Here is a 17,410-nt window from a genome sequence, read left to right as displayed (position 1 = left end):
TACGCGGACACCATCGCCCTTAATGCGGGATTGCGGAAGGTGACTTGGCTGGACGCTTACAGACCAACGTCACGACCGTGACCAAGGGTAGGGCGGCGACCAAGCCGCCCAGCTTGTCGCTGCGTTTCGCCAGCTCTGACACGAGAATCACTATACCGGCAGTGAGTAGGTACTTCGTGATGATCCAGGCCATCGCTGAGCCTTCTGGAGGTTGTTGACGAGGGCAGGCGAAGCCATTCACCAACCCCCTTGAAGCGCTCCTGCCGTTTACGGCATCCCTCACCGCATTTTTTTTGCAACATCACCCTCAGCCAGGAGGGTGATGTGTTTGCATGGTGTTTACCGATCGGTCAGTGCGAGGGTGAGGGAACGCTCTCGTGGAAAGCTGCCCGCTCGATCTGGATGGTGCAGTGATGGATTTCGAATGCATCGCTGACAGCATCCACGACGGCCGCCAACACAGCATCCCCATCTGCAGAATCCCGAACCACTACGTGCGACGTCATCACGTTACTGCCACTGCTGACAGCCCACACGTGCAAGTCATGAACGTCCGTCACGCCATCTACTCCGAGGATGGTGGCCTCGATTGCCGTAACGTCGAGCCCCCTCGGGACACCCTCCATGAGGATCCCCAGGCTTTCGCGAAGCAACTGCCACGTCCGCGGCAGAACCCAAAGGCCGATCGCCACAGCGACAATCGTGTCGACCCAGGTCCAGCCGGTGAAGCGGATGATAAGTGCCGCGATGATTACGCCAAGCGAGCCGAGCATGTCGCTCCAAACTTCGAGGTAGGCTCCTTTGACGTTGAGGCTTTCGTTGCTCGCAGATGCCAGAAGGCGCATCGAAATTAGGTTGATGATCAGGCCGGCGATTGCGATCCACATCATCGCTCCGGTAGCGATCTCCGCCGGCATGAAGAAGCGCTGGTAGGCCTCATACAAGATGTACATCGCCACCAGGAAGAGCAGCACGGCGTTGAACGTCGAAGCCAGAATTTCCAGGCGCGCATAGCCGAAGGTTCTTTTCTGATCCGCCGGCCGCTTGGCTATCTGAAGTGCAATCAGTGAGATCGCCAAGGCGGCAGTATCTGTGAACATGTGAGATGCGTCCGACAGCAGCGCCAGGCTGCCGGTAATCCACGCACCGATCACTTCTGCAATCATGAAGCTGCCAGTCAAGCCGAGCGCCATGATTAGCTTCTTCTGATGCCCCTCGCGTACTGCAGCGCTGCCATGGTCATGATTTGAACCCACGTATTTCTCCTTGCGCAGGGTTGTGGTCTCGTTGGCCTTCCTGTCTACCTAGCCTTAGAGCGTCGCTTGGCCACAGTGACTGCAAAATCTTGCTCCTGCACTCAGCAGCGAGCCGCAGGCGGTGCAACCACTCGATAGCGGTGTTCCGCAGTTTAGACAAAAGCGTGCTGACGGATCGTTGGCCGTCCGGCACTGCCTGCAGCCCTGCAGATCTTTGATGGGGGCAGGAGTGGGAGGGCGCCCGCCGTCATACACCTGATTACCGCCGTCGCAGCCCTGCTGCCGGCCATGGCGATCATATTGCTCGGCCCCATGTCCCCCGCTGTGGTGCTTGCCTCCACCGTGGTTTCCACGGCCATGGTGCCCGCCCAGGATGTTTTTGAAAAAGCTCATGGTATTCGCCCCTCATTGATGGGTGACATATTAACGAGCAAAAGTTGAAAATAATATTCTGCTCGCGAGAAAGACTTGTAAGTTGAATTGAAAGTTCAAAATTAGCCTACGACAAAACGAAACCGTTTTGTTTGTGAAATTAAATTTATCTAGCTGAGCGGAGCATTGCTTTTGGTGGGTAGTATCCCCCTAATTTTGATCATAGCGTGATCAATGACAATCAAAACAGCAGTAATTGGATTTCTGTCAGCATTGTAATCCCGAGGTCATCGTGTCGTTATCAGGTCCCGGAAATAATGCGCTCAGCGAGATTCATTTCTCTTTTTATCCCTATGCCTCACACATACTAAGCGTCCCCAACGCCTAGGGGCCTAAGGCCTCTGACGCTCCGCACATTGCGCAATCGCTCAGCATCTGTCGACGGTTTGCCTTGTAGCTCCCGCTAACTCCATAGCTACCGCCATGGATAAGCAGCTTCCAGAGTTTGATAATGACACCTTCCAAATCCATTGTTCACACCCTGTTAAGCAAATGGATCTTTGCTATTCGCAATGCGCGGCAGAAAGGCATCAGTACTAATTTGCTAATCGGCCTGGTGACTTTTTGGTTACTGCTATTCGCGAACGCTGAGCTCTGGAACGTGCTCTGGAAGCTGGTATTCAAAACCGATGAAGTGAACTGGCAGCTAGCGGCTAGCCTCCCAGTCATAGTATTCGCATGGGTGTTTACCGTTCTGAGCTTGCTGTCATGGGGGCGGCTGGCCAAACCCATACTGTGCCTGGTACTGATCAGCGCGTCTTTTGCGAGTTACTTCATGAATGCCTACGGCATCGTGATCGATTACACAATGTTCACCAACGTTGTGGAGACCGACGTCGCTGAGGCAACCGAGCTGCTGAATTGGAAGCTCGGTCTTTGGGTCGCAATGGTTGGGGTGTTGCCCGTCTACCTGATTGCCCGGGTTCCCCTCCGGCGCAAGCCTTGGGCCAAAGCTTTGGTCAGCAGGTTCATTGCTCTGTCGCTCGCTCTGTTGACCTTATCTGGCATCGCGTTGAGTCAGTACCAGTCGTATGCCTCCTTGCTGCGCAACAATCGGGAGATCCGGCTGATTCTGGTACCTACCAACTTGTTTGCGGCTGGCCATGGGTACCTGAAGCGTCAGCTGGCCTCACCTAAAACGCTGACGGCCATTGGTACTGATGCGGTAGTTAATCGACAGGGTGCGGCTCGTAAACCCAGGCTGCTGGTACTGGCAGTAGGAGAGACCGCTCGCTCCGCCAACTTCTCCCTCAACGGCTACTCCCGTGAAACGAATCCGGAACTAGAAAAGCGAAATGTCATTAGCTTCACGAACGTGAGCTCCTGCGGTACCGCTACCGCGGTCTCGCTGCCATGCATGTTCCTGGACGTGGGTAAGGCCCAGTACAAAGATGGCTTGGCCAAGAGCCGAGAAGGGCTGCTCGACGTGCTTCAACGCGCTGGCATCAGTGTCATGTGGACTGACAACAACTCGGGGTGCAAAGGGGTCTGCGACAGGGTTCCCAACCACAAGGCTGCCTCTCACGCGGATTCCCAACTGTGCACCAGCGAGGAGTGTAAGGACGGGGTGCTGCTCACGGAGATGCAAGACTTCATCAAGCGCCAGGAAGGCGATGCTGTCCTGGTGCTCCACTACAAAGGCAGTCACGGCCCGGCCTACTACAAGCGCTACCCCTCGCAATTCAAGAAATTCGCACCGGTGTGCGAGACCAACGAGCTCGACAAATGTAAGCAGGAGGAGGTGGTCAATGCCTACGACAACTCAATCCTCTACACCGATTATGTGACTGCAAATCTCATCGATATCCTGGCGGCCAACACCAAGTTCGACACTGCGCTGATGTACGTTTCGGACCACGGCGAATCGCTGGGGGAGGGTGGGCTCTATCTACACGGGCTGCCTTACGCGATGGCTCCTGACGAGCAAACAAAGGTGCCGTTGGTACTTTGGATGTCTGACTCGCTCGCGAAGAGCGAAAAGGTCAACGTGGGTTGTTTGAAAGCTCAAACCACGTCACCGCTGAGCCACGACAACCTGTTCCACACCGTGCTCGGCATGATGAACGTCCAGACGTCTTCGTATCGCTCAGCGCTGGATTTCACTGCCCCTTGTAAGCCCTTTGTCGGAGGCTCTTATTCTGGCCTCTGAATGTTCGATGTGGACCGGATCATCGGCCAGGCGGTTCTGCACCAGCCTGCTTTGACAGCTGAGTGTTGCCGCTGACCGAAAACTGACCCAGTAGAGGCTGTTCTGCCGACTGAAAACTGACCCAGGTGTTCAACTGCTTCTGCTCAATTTTTGAGCAGGAGAACACAGGGTGATCAGTATGGAAATGATGGGCAAAATTCGGCGGATGTATTTCCGCGACAAGCTGTCGCTGCATGAGATAGCCAAGCGCACCGGGCTGGCGCGCAACACGATTCGCAAGTGGGTCAGAGCACCTGAGGCCAAGCAGCCGGTGTACCAACGCCGCGCGATCTTTAACAAACTCAGCCCTTTTCACGTCACGCTAGAGCAGGCGCTAAAAGCCGATTCGCTGCGCCCCAAGCAACAGCGGCGCAGTGCCAAGGCGCTGTTGGCGCAAATCAAAGCCGATGGTTATGACGGTGGCTACAGCCAGCTCACCGCGTTTATCCGTGCCTGGCGAGGGGGACAGGGCAAGGCGTCGCAGGCCTTTGTGCCGCTGACCTTTGCTCTTGGCGAGGCGTTTCAGTTTGACTGGAGCGAGGAAGGCTTGCTGGTCGGCGGCATTTACCGGCGTATGCAGGTGGCACATCTGAAGCTGTGTGCCAGCCGTGCGTTCTGGCTTGTGGCGTATCCGAGCCAGGGCCATGAGATGTTATTTGACGCCCATACACGCTCGTTCGGCGCCTTGGGCGGCGTGCCGCGCCGGGGCATCTACGACAACATGAAGACCGCCGTCGACAAGGTCAATAAGGGCAAAGGCCGGGCGGTGAATGCACGCTTTGCGGTGATGTGCGCGCATTACCTGTTCGATCCGGACTTCTGCAACGTCGCCGCTGGTTGGGAAAAGGGCATCGTTGAAAAGAACGTGCAAGACAGCCGCAGGCATATCTGGCTAGACGCCCAGGACTGCCAGTTTCACTCCTTCGAGGAACTCAATGCCTGGCTGGGCCAGCGCTGCCGCGCGCTTTGGAACGAGCTGACGCACCCTCAATACAGCGGTCTGAGTGTGGCCGAAGTGCTGGAGTTGGAGCGCGCTGAACTGATGCCTGTGCCAGCGCCATTCGACGGTTACGTCGAGCGGCCTGCGCGGGTCTCCAGCACCTGCCTGGTCAGCGTCGGGCGCAACCGCTACTCGGTGCCGTGTGAGTACGCGGGTAAGTGGGTCAGCAGCCGTTTGTATCCGACGCGAATCGAGGTGGTGGCTGACGACGCGCTGATCGCCAGCCATGTCCGCTTGCTGGATCGCGACCAGGTCAGCTATGACTGGCAGCACTACCTCCCGCTGATCGAACGCAAGCCCGGTGCGCTGCGCAACGGCGCGCCCTTTGCTGATCTGCCGGCGCCGCTGCGTCAGCTTAAGCACGGTCTGGGGCGTCATGCCGGCGGTGACCGGATCATGGCGCAAGTTCTGGCTGCCGTACCGGTCGCCGGGCTCGATGCCGTGCTGGTAGCCGTTGAGCTGGTACTGGAGAGTGGCAGCCTGAGCGCCGAACACATCCTCAATGTCGTGGCACGGCTGACAGCATCCGAACCACCACCCAGCGTCGAAACCCACTTGTCGCTCAAGGAAGCCCCCGTCGCTAACACGGCGCGCTACGACCGCCTGCGTGGCCAGGTCGAGGAGGTCGGTCATGCGTGATTTGATGGCGGAACTCAAGGAGCTGCGCCTGCACGGCATGGCCACGGCCTGGGCGGAGTTAACTGCACAGGGTGAGTCGAACACAGCCTCGTCCAAGTGGCTGCTCGAACACCTGCTGGAACAAGAGCACACAGATCGCGCCATGCGCTCGGTGAGCCACCAGATGAACATGGCCAAGCTGCCGATGCACCGCGATCTGGCCAGCTTCGATTTCAACGCCTCTAGCGCCGACGCACGCCTGATCAGCGAGCTGGCCAGCCTGGCCTTTACCGACACCGCGCAGAACGTGGTGCTGATCGGTGGGCCAGGCACCGGTAAAACCCACCTAGCCACCGCGCTGGCCGTGTCCGGCATCACCCGGCATGGCAAGCGCGTGCGCTTCTACTCCACGGTCGATCTGGTCAATCTGCTGGAGCGCGAAAAACACGACGGCAAAGCCGGGCGGATCGCCCAGGCACTGCTGCGCATGGATCTGGTCATCCTCGACGAACTGGGTTATCTGCCGTTCAGCCAGGCTGGCGGTGCGTTGCTGTTTCACCTGCTGTCCAAGCTGTACGAACACACCAGCGTGGTGATCACCACCAACCTGAGCTTCGCCGAATGGTCGAGCGTGTTCGGCGACGCCAAGATGACCACCGCCCTGCTGGATCGGCTGACCCACCACTGCCACATCGTCGAAACCGGTAACGAGTCCTATCGCCTGCAACACAGTAGCTTGGCGGCCCAGGCCAAGATCAAATCACGGGAGCGAAAGCGTAAGGACGGCCAGGAACCGGAGGACGATGAGTCGTTCTGATTTCATGGTGACGACGGCCTGCTGCATGGCTGCATGTGGCAGGTCTTCAACAGCTGAACTGGGACAGCGAGGGAGTGGGTTCAAAAGCAGCTGCGCTGGTAGACTTATCCACAGTTGCTGGTAACAAAATCAGCAATCCGCCCTGGGTCAAATTTCAATCGGCAGGGTGGGTCAATTTTCCATCAGCGCCAACAGGTAGCCCACTTTGGCAACCTCGATGCCGTAATGGTGAACCTTCACCGAGGCCCGCTTGGCCAGAATGCACTCCAACGAGTCCAGGTCGACGGGAAGGCTGATGACATGGTTCGCCTCGCTAGTCCCCCAGACTTGAGCCGGTGTTCTGTTGTCCAGCCCCCGATGAGGAGTCTGGTGGTAACCATCGACGATCCATTTCACTACCACCGCCTCCAATTGAGGGAGCGTGAAACATGCATTCTTCTCCGAGTCGTAATCGCCACGCTGCTGGATATTCGAGAAGGTGGTACCCGGGAGGTTGTGGATAAGCCCCAGGTTCTGTGTGCTGAAAAAGCGTTCGACGGCACCTTTCCTTTGAGGGGCCCTTGAAGCGGGATACATGATCTCGATACCCAACTCGTTGAATCCCATGATGAGATCGCCCGCGTGAAATTCCGCTGCGTTGTCTGGGACTATTCGAGCCGGCAGCCCACGTGCCCACCATTCATTTCTCACTTTCGGAAAGCGCTTCAGCAATTCGGCTTTTGGACGGATTGAGCGTTCGATCACACGAAGCACGGTTTCCGTATTTGGCGCCGACAGGTGGAGCAAATATCCCATCACCATTCGAGAGAAGCGGTCGAGGACGATCGTCAGATAGGGGCGCCCAATGCACAGCCCCGAGGTTTCATCCACAAGCTGGACGTCCAACAAGGTGTGATCAATTTCCCAACGTTCCAAAATCTCATGGACACGTAGGACACCCGCCGCAACACGGTGCTTCTTGTCTGCTGCGTGTTTTCCGAGCCTCTCCTTATCCACAAGGTACGGATCCAGCTTGGCGATGTACCTTCGGACAGTCATTCCGCTTGGGATCTTGAGCTGATCCGAAGGCAAACGACTTTTGTTCCTCTCTTTTATCTGATCCTCGAATTCTGAAACGACCACGCTGACCGCTGGAATCGTATCCTGCAGGTAGGTTTTATTAATCACCCCTTCAAGAATAACTTCGAGCTCTCCCTGTATCGCGGCAGCCCGACCCTTTTTGGCATGCTGAGGGATAAGCTTTACTACGTTCTGGCCAATGTATTTGGCTGCCCAACGTCGAATAGTGGAAACCGAGGGTGCGCACGCATCCCCAATCTTTTTGGCGATATCTCTAAGCTTCTTGATCATGTCTTCGTCACCCGGTAGCTTGTATTTACCGCGCTTAGTTAGGTCGTCCAGATACTTGCGTCGACGCAATGCCTCATCTCCATGTTTTTTGGGGAAGCATGAAATATCTGGAGGGACGTTCCGCACATACGGAACCCTCCCAAGGTATGGCTGATCAGCGGAGATCTCGATCTCGCGCTTCTCGTAGGCCTCATAGAACTCCTTCTCGGATAGCTTCGTGGGCTCACCAAGCTCATCGAAAAAGAGCAGCTTCCGGTCAATAAGCCTCTTCTCAAGCACCATCAGTACGCCACGAACGATGACGACCAATTTCACCCTAAGGGAAAAGGTTTGCATGACGGTGCCCCCCTTGCAGGAAGACCGGGGAGTCAGTGTCAATTGACCTATCAAGGTCAATGCCCACCACCCCAAGGCCTAACAAGCGCCAGGCTTTCCCCTCACCAACCACGTAGAGCAGATCTGCAACGGTCATAGGCGGCCATTCGTTGAAGGTCGCCATTACCTCCTCCAACGCCTGATGCGAAAGCTCTGGACCGCGCCGGTGATACATCAGCCTTCTAAGATTGGTAGCCAGGGGTTCAGCTTCAATTAACTTTTCAGTGATCACCGAAAAGTTACGGGCAGTGGCGTTGAAGTAGCGCTCAGCGGCATCCAGTCGCTGCCTGACGCTGGCAATCTTCAGTCGGTCGTGAGGCTTCACTTCAAACCACCACTCGCGCCCATCCGCGAGGAAAACCTGTACGTCTGGGTAATATTTGAAGTAGCCCTGGAGCGATGGAACACGTTCCTCACTGGGCTGCGGGACGTAGCCGATGACCGCAGGAGACAGCTCAAGAAGCCGAAAAAGAGCGCCTTCGAGCTGGGACTCCCAGGGCACAGGCTTTTTATTTTTGAGCGATGGGAAGTAGCCGCGGTAATGGTTGGACCGCCGCGTGACCACCTTTCGTACTGTCATGAAACACCTCCGAAAATCTCGAAACGAGCGCCGACGCTGCGCCAAAAAATCAAGGCGCAGGGCGGGCGAAGTGAGGCCTTTCGACAGGCAACACTGTGCCGTCGAGTAACCTCGCTAAGGTCGAAAAAATGGGAGAGGATTGACAGTCGCTTCGAAAAAGCAGACATTGCGGGTTCTGAGGACGCAAGTCTGCTTCGCTAAGCGCGGTCAGTCCTCTCGGGATTGATCGCGTTTTTCTACATTTTCAGGTCTCCTTTTCTCTCATTGGTCATGACTCTCATGACTGATCAGAATCTAAAGCAATCGGCTTGCTCTCTTTATTTCTAAACGGCCACTTCGGCGATTTTCAAGGTAGTTGTCGCGTGAGCGTGTCACGCTGCCTTTGATGTTTGCTGCAGTACCGCTTCCCGCTCCGGGTTCAGGCACACGATTGGTGCCAGCACCCAGTTCCTAATGTTGCCGCTCCAGCGCTCCGGGTGCCGTGCACGCGCCGCCTCGTACAGCTCGATACGCTTGCGCAGCAACTCTTCCGCCTGGCCAGTATGTCGCTGCGCCGGGGTCACAAACTTCAGGGCGCTGTGGCGATGTTCATGGTTGTACCAGGCCACGAAGCTGTTCACCCAGTTCCTGGCCTGCTCCAGCGTGTCGAAGGGCCGCTCCGGCCACAGCGGGCAGTACTTCGCCGTGCGGAACAAGGCCTCGGCATAGGCGTTGTCATTGCTCACCCGCGGGCGGCTGAACGAGGGCATCACACCCAGGTTCTGCATGGCCGCCAGCATGGTCGAGCCCTTCATAGCGCTGCCGTTGTCCGAGTGCAGTACCAGCGGCTGGCCTGCTCGCTGTTCACGTAGGCAGGCCAGGCGTAGCAGCTGGGCGGCCTGCTCGGCGCTTTCACTTTCATGCACCTCGTTGGCCACCAGCTTCCGGCTGTAGACGTCCTTGATCATGTACCAGTAGAAGTAACGGCCCTTGACCGTGGTCGGCAGCCAGGTGATGTCCCAGCACCACAGCTGGTTCGGGCCGTCGGCCACATGGGTCGTCAGCGCTCGTTTCACCGGTGGGCGGCTACGGCCGCGCGGATGCTGCTGTTCGGCGTCCTTCAGCAACCGGTAAAAGGTCGACTCCGAGGCCAGCCAGGTGCCCTGATCGGCCAGCCGCGCCACGATCTGCTGCGGCGGCAGGCTGGCAAACTCGGGCTGATTGGCAACCTCCAGCACGCGGCGGCGCTCTTGCGGGGTCAGCTTGTTGGCCGGCTCAGCTCGCTGTGCCGAAGGACGCCGATCCTCCGGGCAGTGCTGCCAGCGCTGCAGGCTGCGCAGCGACAGGCCCAGTTCGGCGCAGGCCTGCGCCCGCCGCGCTCCCGCCGCCACGGCGTCCTCGATCAACTGCAGCGTTTCACGGCGATCCGGGGCGCTGATCATTCGTCCTCGTCCTTCCCCCAGAGCGCCTCGGCTTTTTTTCGCAACACCAGCAGAGCCGCGGTTTCTGCCAGCGCCGCATCCTTGCGCCGTAGTTCACGCTCCAGCTGCTTGATGCGCTTCTTCGCGGCCTTTTCCTCTTCGCGTTCGCGCCGGGTCTTGCTCGGCTGAGCCAGGCTGTTGGCCTGCTCGCAGGCTTCGCGCCAGGCGTTGATCTGCTCGACATACAGGCCTTTGCGCCGGCAGTACTCCGCCAGCTCAGCCGCATTGAGGCTGGCGCTTTCCAGCACCACCCGAAACTTGTCCTGGCTCGACCACTGGTCGGCCTGCTGTCCATCTCCCGGCACCACTGCTCCCGCTGCTCTGGCCTGTTTGCGCCAAGCATACAGGGTGGCATCAGTAATGCCTGTCGCTTCCACCAGCTCCGGCACCGTCCGGTTCAAGGGCGGCATCATCTGCCGCACCACCCACTCCCGATGCTCTATCGAATAACGCGCCACACGGCTCTCACGTCCGCCCACCGACCAAGACTCATCGAATCAACTCACACGACAACTATCCTGACGCGGCGGGACTTCGTGATCGCTGGAGCAATTTGGATCAGGTCTGAAGCTCTCGCTTCAAACAGCTGATTTGGCTGAAAATCTTCAGTGCAAAGCGGAAAAGTTGGTCATAGATCTTATTCCAACATCCCTTCGAAATCTACAAAAAATCCAAAATGGCAACTTCCACCAAATTCCATTTCCATACTAAATTGTTCAAATTAATACTTAACACGTACGCTTAATTAACTATTAAGGTGTTCAAATATTAGTTTTAAAGTCCTCTCAATCTCTCTGCTGCTCAGATCCGCCCGCCGACCCTCTCAGCACTTCCAGCGCCCCATCAAATCACTTCCTCAAATCCCCCCATCTGCATCATTTTCCAATGAGCGGAGTAGGGCGCCCCGGCAGGAATTCCAGGCAAAAAAAAGCCCGCGAAGGCGGGCTTGATGGTGACCGACAGGGGCCATGGTTGAAGCCCGGCCGGTCATCTATTTGTGAAAGCGTGCAGCTTTTCTGTGAACCTACATACAGCTAATCAGAAGTCCAGGTTGGACACTGCCAGTGCGTTGCTCTCGATGAACTCACGACGCGGCTCGACCGCATCGCCCATCAAGGTGTTGAAGATCTGATCGGCAGCGATCGCGTCTTCAATGGTCACCCTGAGCATGCGACGCACGCTTGGGTCCATGGTGGTTTCCCACAGTTGGTCCGGGTTCATCTCGCCCAGCCCTTTGTAGCGCTGGATGGTGTGGCGCTTGGTGCTTTCAGTCATCAGCCAGTCAAGGGCTTCCTTGAATTCGGTAACGGCCTTCTTGCGCTCGCCACGTTGAACATAGGCGCCGTCGTCCAGCAGAGTGACCAACTGCGAACCCAGAGCGGTAACGGTCCGGTAGTCGTTACTGCCAAAGAAGTCACGGTTGAAGGTCACGTAGCTGGCCAAGCCGTGAGAGGTGATTTCCACTTCTGGCAGCCAGACATTGCGCTCGCGGTCTTCACGCAGGCTGGCCTTGTAGACCAGGCCGGACTTCTCGCTGGTGCGCAGGCGCTCGTCGAACTTGGCCAGCCAGGCTTGCATCCCGGCATGGTCAGACAATTGTTCAAGCGATACCGCCGGCAGGTAGATGAAGTGCTCGGTCAGCTCCTGTGGGTACAGGCGCGACAGACGCTTGAGGGTCTTCATCACGGTGCGGAACTCGTTGACCAGACGCTCCAGCGCCTCACCGGAAATCCCCGGGGCCGAGTCGTTCAGGTGCAGGCTTGCGTCCTCGAGGGCCGACTGGGTCATGTACTCTTCCATGGCCTCGTCGTCCTTGATGTACTGCTCCTGCTTGCCTTTCTTCACTTTGTACAGCGGTGGCTGGGCAATGTAGATATAGCCGCGCTCAACCAGCTCCGGCAACTGACGGAAGAAGAAGGTCAGCAGCAGGGTACGAATGTGCGAACCGTCAACGTCAGCATCGGTCATGATGATGATGTTGTGATAACGCAGTTTTTCGATGTTGTACTCGTCGCGCCCGATACCACAACCCAAGGCAGTGATCAGCGTGCCGACTTCCTGGGAAGAGATCATCTTGTCGAAACGTGCTTTCTCGACGTTGAGGATCTTACCTTTGAGCGGCAGGATTGCCTGGGTCTTGCGGTTACGGCCTTGCTTGGCCGAACCACCTGCGGAGTCACCCTCCACCAGGTACAGTTCGGAAAGGGCAGGGTCCTTCTCCTGGCAGTCAGCCAGTTTGCCCGGCAGGCCGGCGATATCCAGCGCACCTTTGCGGCGGGTCATTTCCCGAGCCTTGCGCGCGGCTTCACGAGCACGCGCCGCGTCGATCATCTTGCCAACAACGGCCTTGGCTTCGTTCGGGTTCTCCAGCAGGAAGTCGGAGAAGTACTTGCCCATCTCCTGCTCCACTGCCGTCTTCACTTCAGAAGAAACCAGTTTGTCTTTGGTCTGGGAACTGAACTTCGGATCTGGAACCTTGACCGAGATGATCGCGGTCAGACCTTCACGGGCGTCGTCGCCAGTGGTCGAGACCTTGTTCTTCTTGGCCAGACCTTCCTGCTCGATGTAGTTGTTCAGGTTACGGGTCAGCGCCGAGCGGAAACCAACCAAGTGAGTACCGCCATCACGCTGTGGAATGTTGTTGGTAAAGCACAACAGGTTCTCGTTGAAGCTGTCGTTCCACTGCAGGGCAATCTCGACACCCACACCGTCTTCACGCTGGACATTGAAGTGGAACACCTGGTTGACCGGCGTCTTGTTGGTGTTCAGGTACTCAACGAATGCGCGCAGACCACCTTCGTATTTGAAGTGCTCGTCCTTACCGGAGCGCTCATCCTTCAGCAGGATGCCGACGCCCGAGTTGAGGAACGACAGTTCGCGAATACGCTTGGCCAGGATGTCCCAGCTGAAGTGGATATTCTTGAAGGTCTCAGCCGATGGCTTGAAGTGGATCTGGGTACCAGTCGTTTCACTTTCACCAACGATTTTCATCGGTGCCTGTGGAACACCGTGAACGTAGATCTGTTCCCAGATCTTGCCGCTGCGGCGAACGGTCAATACCAGTTGCTCAGAAAGGGCGTTTACTACAGAAACACCCACACCGTGCAGACCACCGGAGACTTTATAGGAGTTGTCGTCGAATTTACCGCCAGCGTGCAGAACGGTCATGATGACCTCTGCTGCGGAGACGCCTTCTTCTTTATGCACATCGACCGGGATACCACGGCCGTTGTCGCGGACGGTGATGGACTCGTCCGGGTGAATGATTACGGTGATGTCGTCACAGTGGCCAGCGAGGGCTTCGTCGATCGAGTTATCGACCACCTCGAACACCATGTGGTGCAGGCCGCTACCATCATCGGTGTCGCCAATGTACATACCGGGACGCTTGCGCACGGCATCCAGCCCTTTCAGCACTTTAATGCTGGAGGAGTCGTACGTTTGATTTTCGCTCATGCCTTCACTCCCGATGGTCGTGGGTCTGGGTGATACGGCCCTGTTCCACGTGGAACAAGGCAACTGGCGTTTCCGTCTGCCAGCCTTCCCTCAATAATTCGTGATCTACACAGGTGATAAATACCTGGCAGCGTAATTCTTCCAACAAACGACAAAGCGCGTGGCGGTGCTGCTCATCCAACTCGGACGGCAAGTCATCCACCAGATAAATACACTGACCTCGCCGAGCCTGGCTGACCAGATGGCCTTGGGCGATACGTAATGCGCACACCACTAGCTTTTGCTGGCCCCGGGAGAGAATCTCCGCGGCGTTATGCCCGCCTAGCCTCAAGCGCAGATCCGCACGTTGCGGCCCGGCCTGGGTGTGGCCCATTTGCTGATCCCGCTGCAGGGAGCTGGCGAGAACTTCACTAAGCTCCCGATCCTTGTCCCAACCGCGGTAATAGCTGAGGGTCAATCCTTCAAGCTCGACCAACTCACTCAAGGTTTGCTCGAAAACCGGCTTCAAGGCTTTGATGTAAGTACGGCGGTATTCATCCAATTCCGCACTGGCCAGGCACAATTCCCGGTCCCATGCCGCTTGCGAAACCGGATCAAGTGTACCATGCCGCAACCATGAGTTCCGCTGCCGCAGGGCCTTCTGCAGTCGCTGCCAGGTTCCCATGAAGCGAGGTTCCACGTGGAACACCCCCCAATCGAGAAACTGCCGGCGGATTTTCGGAGCGCCCTCAAGGAGGCGAAAGCTGTCCGGATTGATCAATTGCAACGGCAGAATTTCAGCCAATTGAGCCGTGCTACGGGCATTCTGCCCGTCGATACGAATAGTGAACTCCCCTTGGCGATCCCGGGAAATACCCAGGTTACTTGAACCACCCTCGGCCAATTCAACCTGACCGAACACGGTACAGGCCAACTGTTCATACTGAATAACCGGGTTCAAACGTGTGCTGCGGAAGGAGCGGGCAAGACCCAACAAATGGATCGCTTCAAGAACGCTGGTTTTTCCGCTGCCGTTGGCGCCATGCAGAATGTTGATGCGGGGGGAGGGGGAGAATGTCACCGGGTGCAGGTTACGCACCGCGGTGACAGAAACGCGACTGAGGGACATCTAGACTATGCGAGACAAGGTTACAGACGCATCGGCATGACGACGTATGCGGAATCGTCATTGCCTGCTTCCTGCAGCAGGGCACTGCTGTTGGAGTCAGACAGAATCAGACGAACCTGCTCGGTGGTCATGACACCCAGTACGTCCAACAGGTAGCTGACGTTGAAACCGATTTCCAACGAGCTGCCGTTGTAGTCGACGCTGATTTCCTCTTCCGCTTCTTCCTGCTCCGGGTTGTTCGCCTGAATCTTCAGCTGGGCATTGGCCAGTTGCAGACGAATACCACGGTACTTTTCGTTGGACAGAATTGCGGTACGGCTGAATGCCTCACGCAGTGCCTGACGGTCGCCCACTACCAGCTTGTCGCCGCCCTTGGGCAGCACGCGCTCATAGTCCGGGAACTTGCCATCGACCAGCTTCGAGGTGAACGTGAACTCGCCAGTGGTTGCACGGATATGGTGTTGGCCAAGCACAATGCTGACAGTGCCCTCAGGCTCGGTCAGCAGACGCGCCAGCTCAAGAATACCCTTGCGTGGCACGATCACCTGATGACGATCTGCTTGATCAATGTTTGCGCTCATCGAACACATTGCCAGGCGATGGCCATCGGTAGCAACGGCTCGCAGTGTGCCTGTGGATACTTCCAGCAGCATACCGTTGAGGTAGTAACGAACATCCTGTTGCGCCATGGCAAAGCTGGTGCGCTCGATCAATCGGCGCAGCTTGCTTTGCTCCAGGGTGCAGGTCAGCGAACCAGGGCCTTCCTCGACTGTCGGGAAATCGTTGGCAGGCAGGGTCGACAGGGTGAAGCGGCTGCGACCCGCCTTGACCAGCAGCTTTTGCTCATCGACCTTGATGTCGATCAGCGCATCGCTCGGCAGGCTTTTGCAGATGTCCATCAGCTTGCGCGCAGGTACCGTGATCTCGCCTGGTTCGGCAGGCTCTTCCAATTGCACACGGCCAACCAGTTCCACTTCCAGGTCGGTACCGGTAAGCGACAGTTGTTGGCCTTGGACAACCAGCAGCACGTTGGACAATACCGGCAAGGTCTGACGGCGCTCGACGACGCCTGCGACCAGTTGCAGGGGTTTCAACAGGGCTTCGCGTTGAATGGTGAAATGCATGGTCTAGTCCCTTGCCTTTAATAAGCTGCGCTGACAGTCATCACGTTGTCAGCGTCCGCAGCAGGTTCTTGTAGTCCTCGCGGATATCCGCGTCGGATTCCTTGAGTTCGTTAATCTTGCGGCACGCGTGCAACACTGTGGTGTGGTCACGACCGCCAAATACGTCGCCAATTTCAGGCAAGCTGTGGTTGGTCAGTTCCTTGGACAACGCCATCGCCACTTGTCGTGGTCGCGCGACCGAGCGGGAACGCCGCTTGGACAACAGATCGGAGATCTTGATCTTGTAGTACTCGGCAACGGTGCGCTGGATGTTATCCACACTCACCAGTTTGTCCTGCAGCGCCAGAAGATCCTTGAGCGACTCCCGAATCAGTTCAATGGTGATGTCACGGCCCATGAAGTGCGAATGGGCAATAACCCGCTTGAGCGCACCTTCAAGTTCACGGACGTTGGAACGAATCCGCTGAGCGATAAAGAACGCCGCATCGTGCGGGAGATCGACCTTGGCCTGATCGGCCTTCTTCATCAGGATCGCCACCCGCGTCTCCAGCTCCGGTGGCTCGACGGCAACCGTCAATCCCCAACCGAAACGAGACTTCAGGCGTTCTTCCAGGCCTTCGATTTCCTTCGGGTAACGGTCACTGGTGAGAATGACCTGCTGACCGCCCTCAAGCAAGGCGTTGAAGGTGTGGAAAAACTCTTCCTGCGAACGCTCTTTACGGGCAAAGAACTGAATGTCATCGATCAGCAGCGCATCGACCGAACGGTAGAAACGCTTGAATTCGTTGATGGCATTGAGCTGCAGCGCCTTCACCATATCCGCAACAAAACGCTCGGAATGCAGGTAGACAACCTTGGCATTCGGATTTTTCTTGAGCAGGTGGTTACCCACAGCATGCATCAAGTGCGTTTTACCCAGGCCAACGCCCCCATAAAGGAAGAGGGGGTTATAGCCATGTTTCGGGTTGTCGGCCACTTGCCAGGCAGCCGCACGGGCCAACTGGTTGGATTTACCTTCGACAAAGTTCTCGAAGGTAAAGGTACGGTTCAGGTAGCTGGTGTGTTTCAACGCACCTTCAACCTGCACGGTTCGTTGTTCGGCCCGGCCGCCAGAAGCAGGGGGGGCGTTGTTTTCCCCCATGGCATCGAAGCTATCGCGTGAAGGCGCATCCTCGATTTGAGCCACAACTGGCGCAGCGATCGGTTCAACGACCGGCGGGGCGACTTGAGCGGCTTGCGCCTGGGAAGCGGCAACAGCGGCCGCCAGCGGCGCATTGGGCGCAGCGCGAGGCGCAGAGCTGCGTCTGCTGCCTATTAATAAGGAAAGCGCTGGCGCAATGCCGTTGCCCTGTTCGCCTAGCAGTTCGAGCAGACGCCCAAGGTACTTCTCATTGACCCAATCGAGAACGAAACGGTTGGGCGCATACACGCGCAACTCGTCGCCTTCGGCTTCGACCTGTAGCGGACGGATCCAGGTGTTGAATTGCTGGGCAGGCAGTTCATCGCGCAGAAGCTCTACGCACTGCTGCCAAAGTTCCACTGACACGGATATCCCCTGAGTTTGAAAGCCGGTGAGGCAAAAACAAGCAGCCATTGTACCCGACCGGCCGCGCAGTTATCCACATGCCGATGCGATGAGCGTGGTG

At 57.1% G+C, this 17,410-nt stretch carries 12 protein-coding genes and 1 pseudogene; 3 read left to right on the top strand and 10 right to left on the bottom strand.

Annotated features, from left to right (window positions below; genetic code table 11):
- Positions 1 to 61: 61 nt before the first annotated feature.
- The 3 genes and pseudogenes from CS390_RS25185 to CS390_RS00055 all read right to left on the bottom strand — a co-directional run.
- Positions 62 to 241, bottom strand: a pseudogene (locus CS390_RS25185) (hypothetical protein); the annotation flags it as partial.
- Between the two features lie 109 nt (positions 242 to 350).
- Positions 351 to 1,256 (bottom strand): cation diffusion facilitator family transporter, encoded by a 906-nt coding sequence (locus tag CS390_RS00060; RefSeq protein WP_010951438.1) that lies wholly within the window; start codon positions 1,254 to 1,256, stop codon positions 351 to 353.
- Positions 1,257 to 1,310: 54 nt separating this feature from the next.
- Positions 1,311 to 1,649: a zinc ribbon domain-containing protein gene (locus tag CS390_RS00055; protein WP_071890582.1), complete on the bottom strand. Its 339-nt coding sequence runs from the start codon at positions 1,647 to 1,649 to the stop codon at positions 1,311 to 1,313.
- Positions 1,650 to 2,139: 490 nt separating this feature from the next.
- Between CS390_RS00055 and CS390_RS00050 the strand changes: the two genes are divergently transcribed.
- The 3 genes from CS390_RS00050 to istB all read left to right on the top strand — a co-directional run bounded on the left by CS390_RS00050 (position 2,140) and on the right by istB (position 6,311).
- Entirely contained in the window at positions 2,140 to 3,837 is a 1,698-nt protein-coding gene (locus CS390_RS00050; protein ID WP_003298414.1) for a phosphoethanolamine transferase, read from the top strand.
- Positions 3,838 to 4,015: 178 nt separating this feature from the next.
- On the top strand, positions 4,016 to 5,515 hold the full coding sequence (gene istA, locus CS390_RS00045) for an IS21-like element ISPst3 family transposase (protein ID WP_157767169.1): 1,500 nt from the start codon (positions 4,016 to 4,018) through the stop codon (positions 5,513 to 5,515).
- Positions 5,508 to 6,311, top strand: a complete 804-nt coding sequence (gene istB, locus CS390_RS00040) for an IS21-like element ISPst3 family helper ATPase IstB (RefSeq protein ID WP_099773209.1) — start codon at positions 5,508 to 5,510, stop codon at positions 6,309 to 6,311. The genes istA and istB overlap by 8 nt, the downstream gene beginning before the upstream one ends.
- A 171-nt stretch (positions 6,312 to 6,482) precedes the next feature.
- On the opposite strand, the gene CS390_RS00035 is transcribed toward istB, so the two are convergent.
- The 7 genes from CS390_RS00035 to dnaA all read right to left on the bottom strand — a co-directional run bounded on the left by CS390_RS00035 (position 6,483) and on the right by dnaA (position 17,310).
- A complete protein-coding gene (locus CS390_RS00035; RefSeq protein WP_256587545.1) occupies positions 6,483 to 7,997 on the bottom strand; it encodes a DDE-type integrase/transposase/recombinase in 1,515 nt (504 codons plus the stop codon).
- Complete coding sequence (locus tag CS390_RS00030) at positions 7,978 to 8,616, bottom strand: TnsA endonuclease N-terminal domain-containing protein (protein ID WP_011953077.1); 639 nt, start codon at positions 8,614 to 8,616, stop codon at positions 7,978 to 7,980. The genes CS390_RS00035 and CS390_RS00030 overlap by 20 nt, the downstream gene beginning before the upstream one ends.
- A gap of 371 nt (positions 8,617 to 8,987) precedes the next feature.
- Positions 8,988 to 10,534 (bottom strand): IS3 family transposase gene (locus tag CS390_RS00025; RefSeq protein WP_256587615.1). Its coding sequence is split into 2 segments (ribosomal slippage): positions 8,988 to 10,048 and positions 10,048 to 10,534, totalling 1,548 coding nucleotides; the frame shifts between segments, so codons are not numbered across the junction.
- Positions 10,535 to 11,114: 580 nt separating this feature from the next.
- The gene (gene gyrB, locus CS390_RS00020) at positions 11,115 to 13,532 is read right to left on the bottom strand and encodes a DNA topoisomerase (ATP-hydrolyzing) subunit B (protein ID WP_065759559.1); all 2,418 of its coding nucleotides are present in this window, start codon (positions 13,530 to 13,532) and stop codon (positions 11,115 to 11,117) included.
- A gap of 4 nt (positions 13,533 to 13,536) precedes the next feature.
- Complete coding sequence (recF, locus tag CS390_RS00015; RefSeq protein WP_065759560.1) at positions 13,537 to 14,640, bottom strand: DNA replication/repair protein RecF; 1,104 nt, start codon at positions 14,638 to 14,640, stop codon at positions 13,537 to 13,539.
- Positions 14,641 to 14,660: 20 nt separating this feature from the next.
- Positions 14,661 to 15,764, bottom strand: coding sequence for a DNA polymerase III subunit beta (gene dnaN, locus CS390_RS00010; RefSeq protein ID WP_065759561.1), 1,104 nt, complete (start codon positions 15,762 to 15,764; stop codon positions 14,661 to 14,663).
- 40 nt (positions 15,765 to 15,804) lie between these two features.
- On the bottom strand, positions 15,805 to 17,310 hold the full coding sequence (gene dnaA / locus CS390_RS00005; protein WP_065759562.1) for a chromosomal replication initiator protein DnaA: 1,506 nt from the start codon (positions 17,308 to 17,310) through the stop codon (positions 15,805 to 15,807).
- Positions 17,311 to 17,410 lie beyond the last annotated feature (100 nt).

Origin of the sequence: Pseudomonas sp. HLS-6 (assembly GCF_002753995.1) — a bacterium.
Taxonomy (GTDB): domain Bacteria; phylum Pseudomonadota; class Gammaproteobacteria; order Pseudomonadales; family Pseudomonadaceae; genus Aquipseudomonas; species Aquipseudomonas defluvii.
This window is presented reverse-complemented; position numbering and strand designations above follow the sequence as displayed.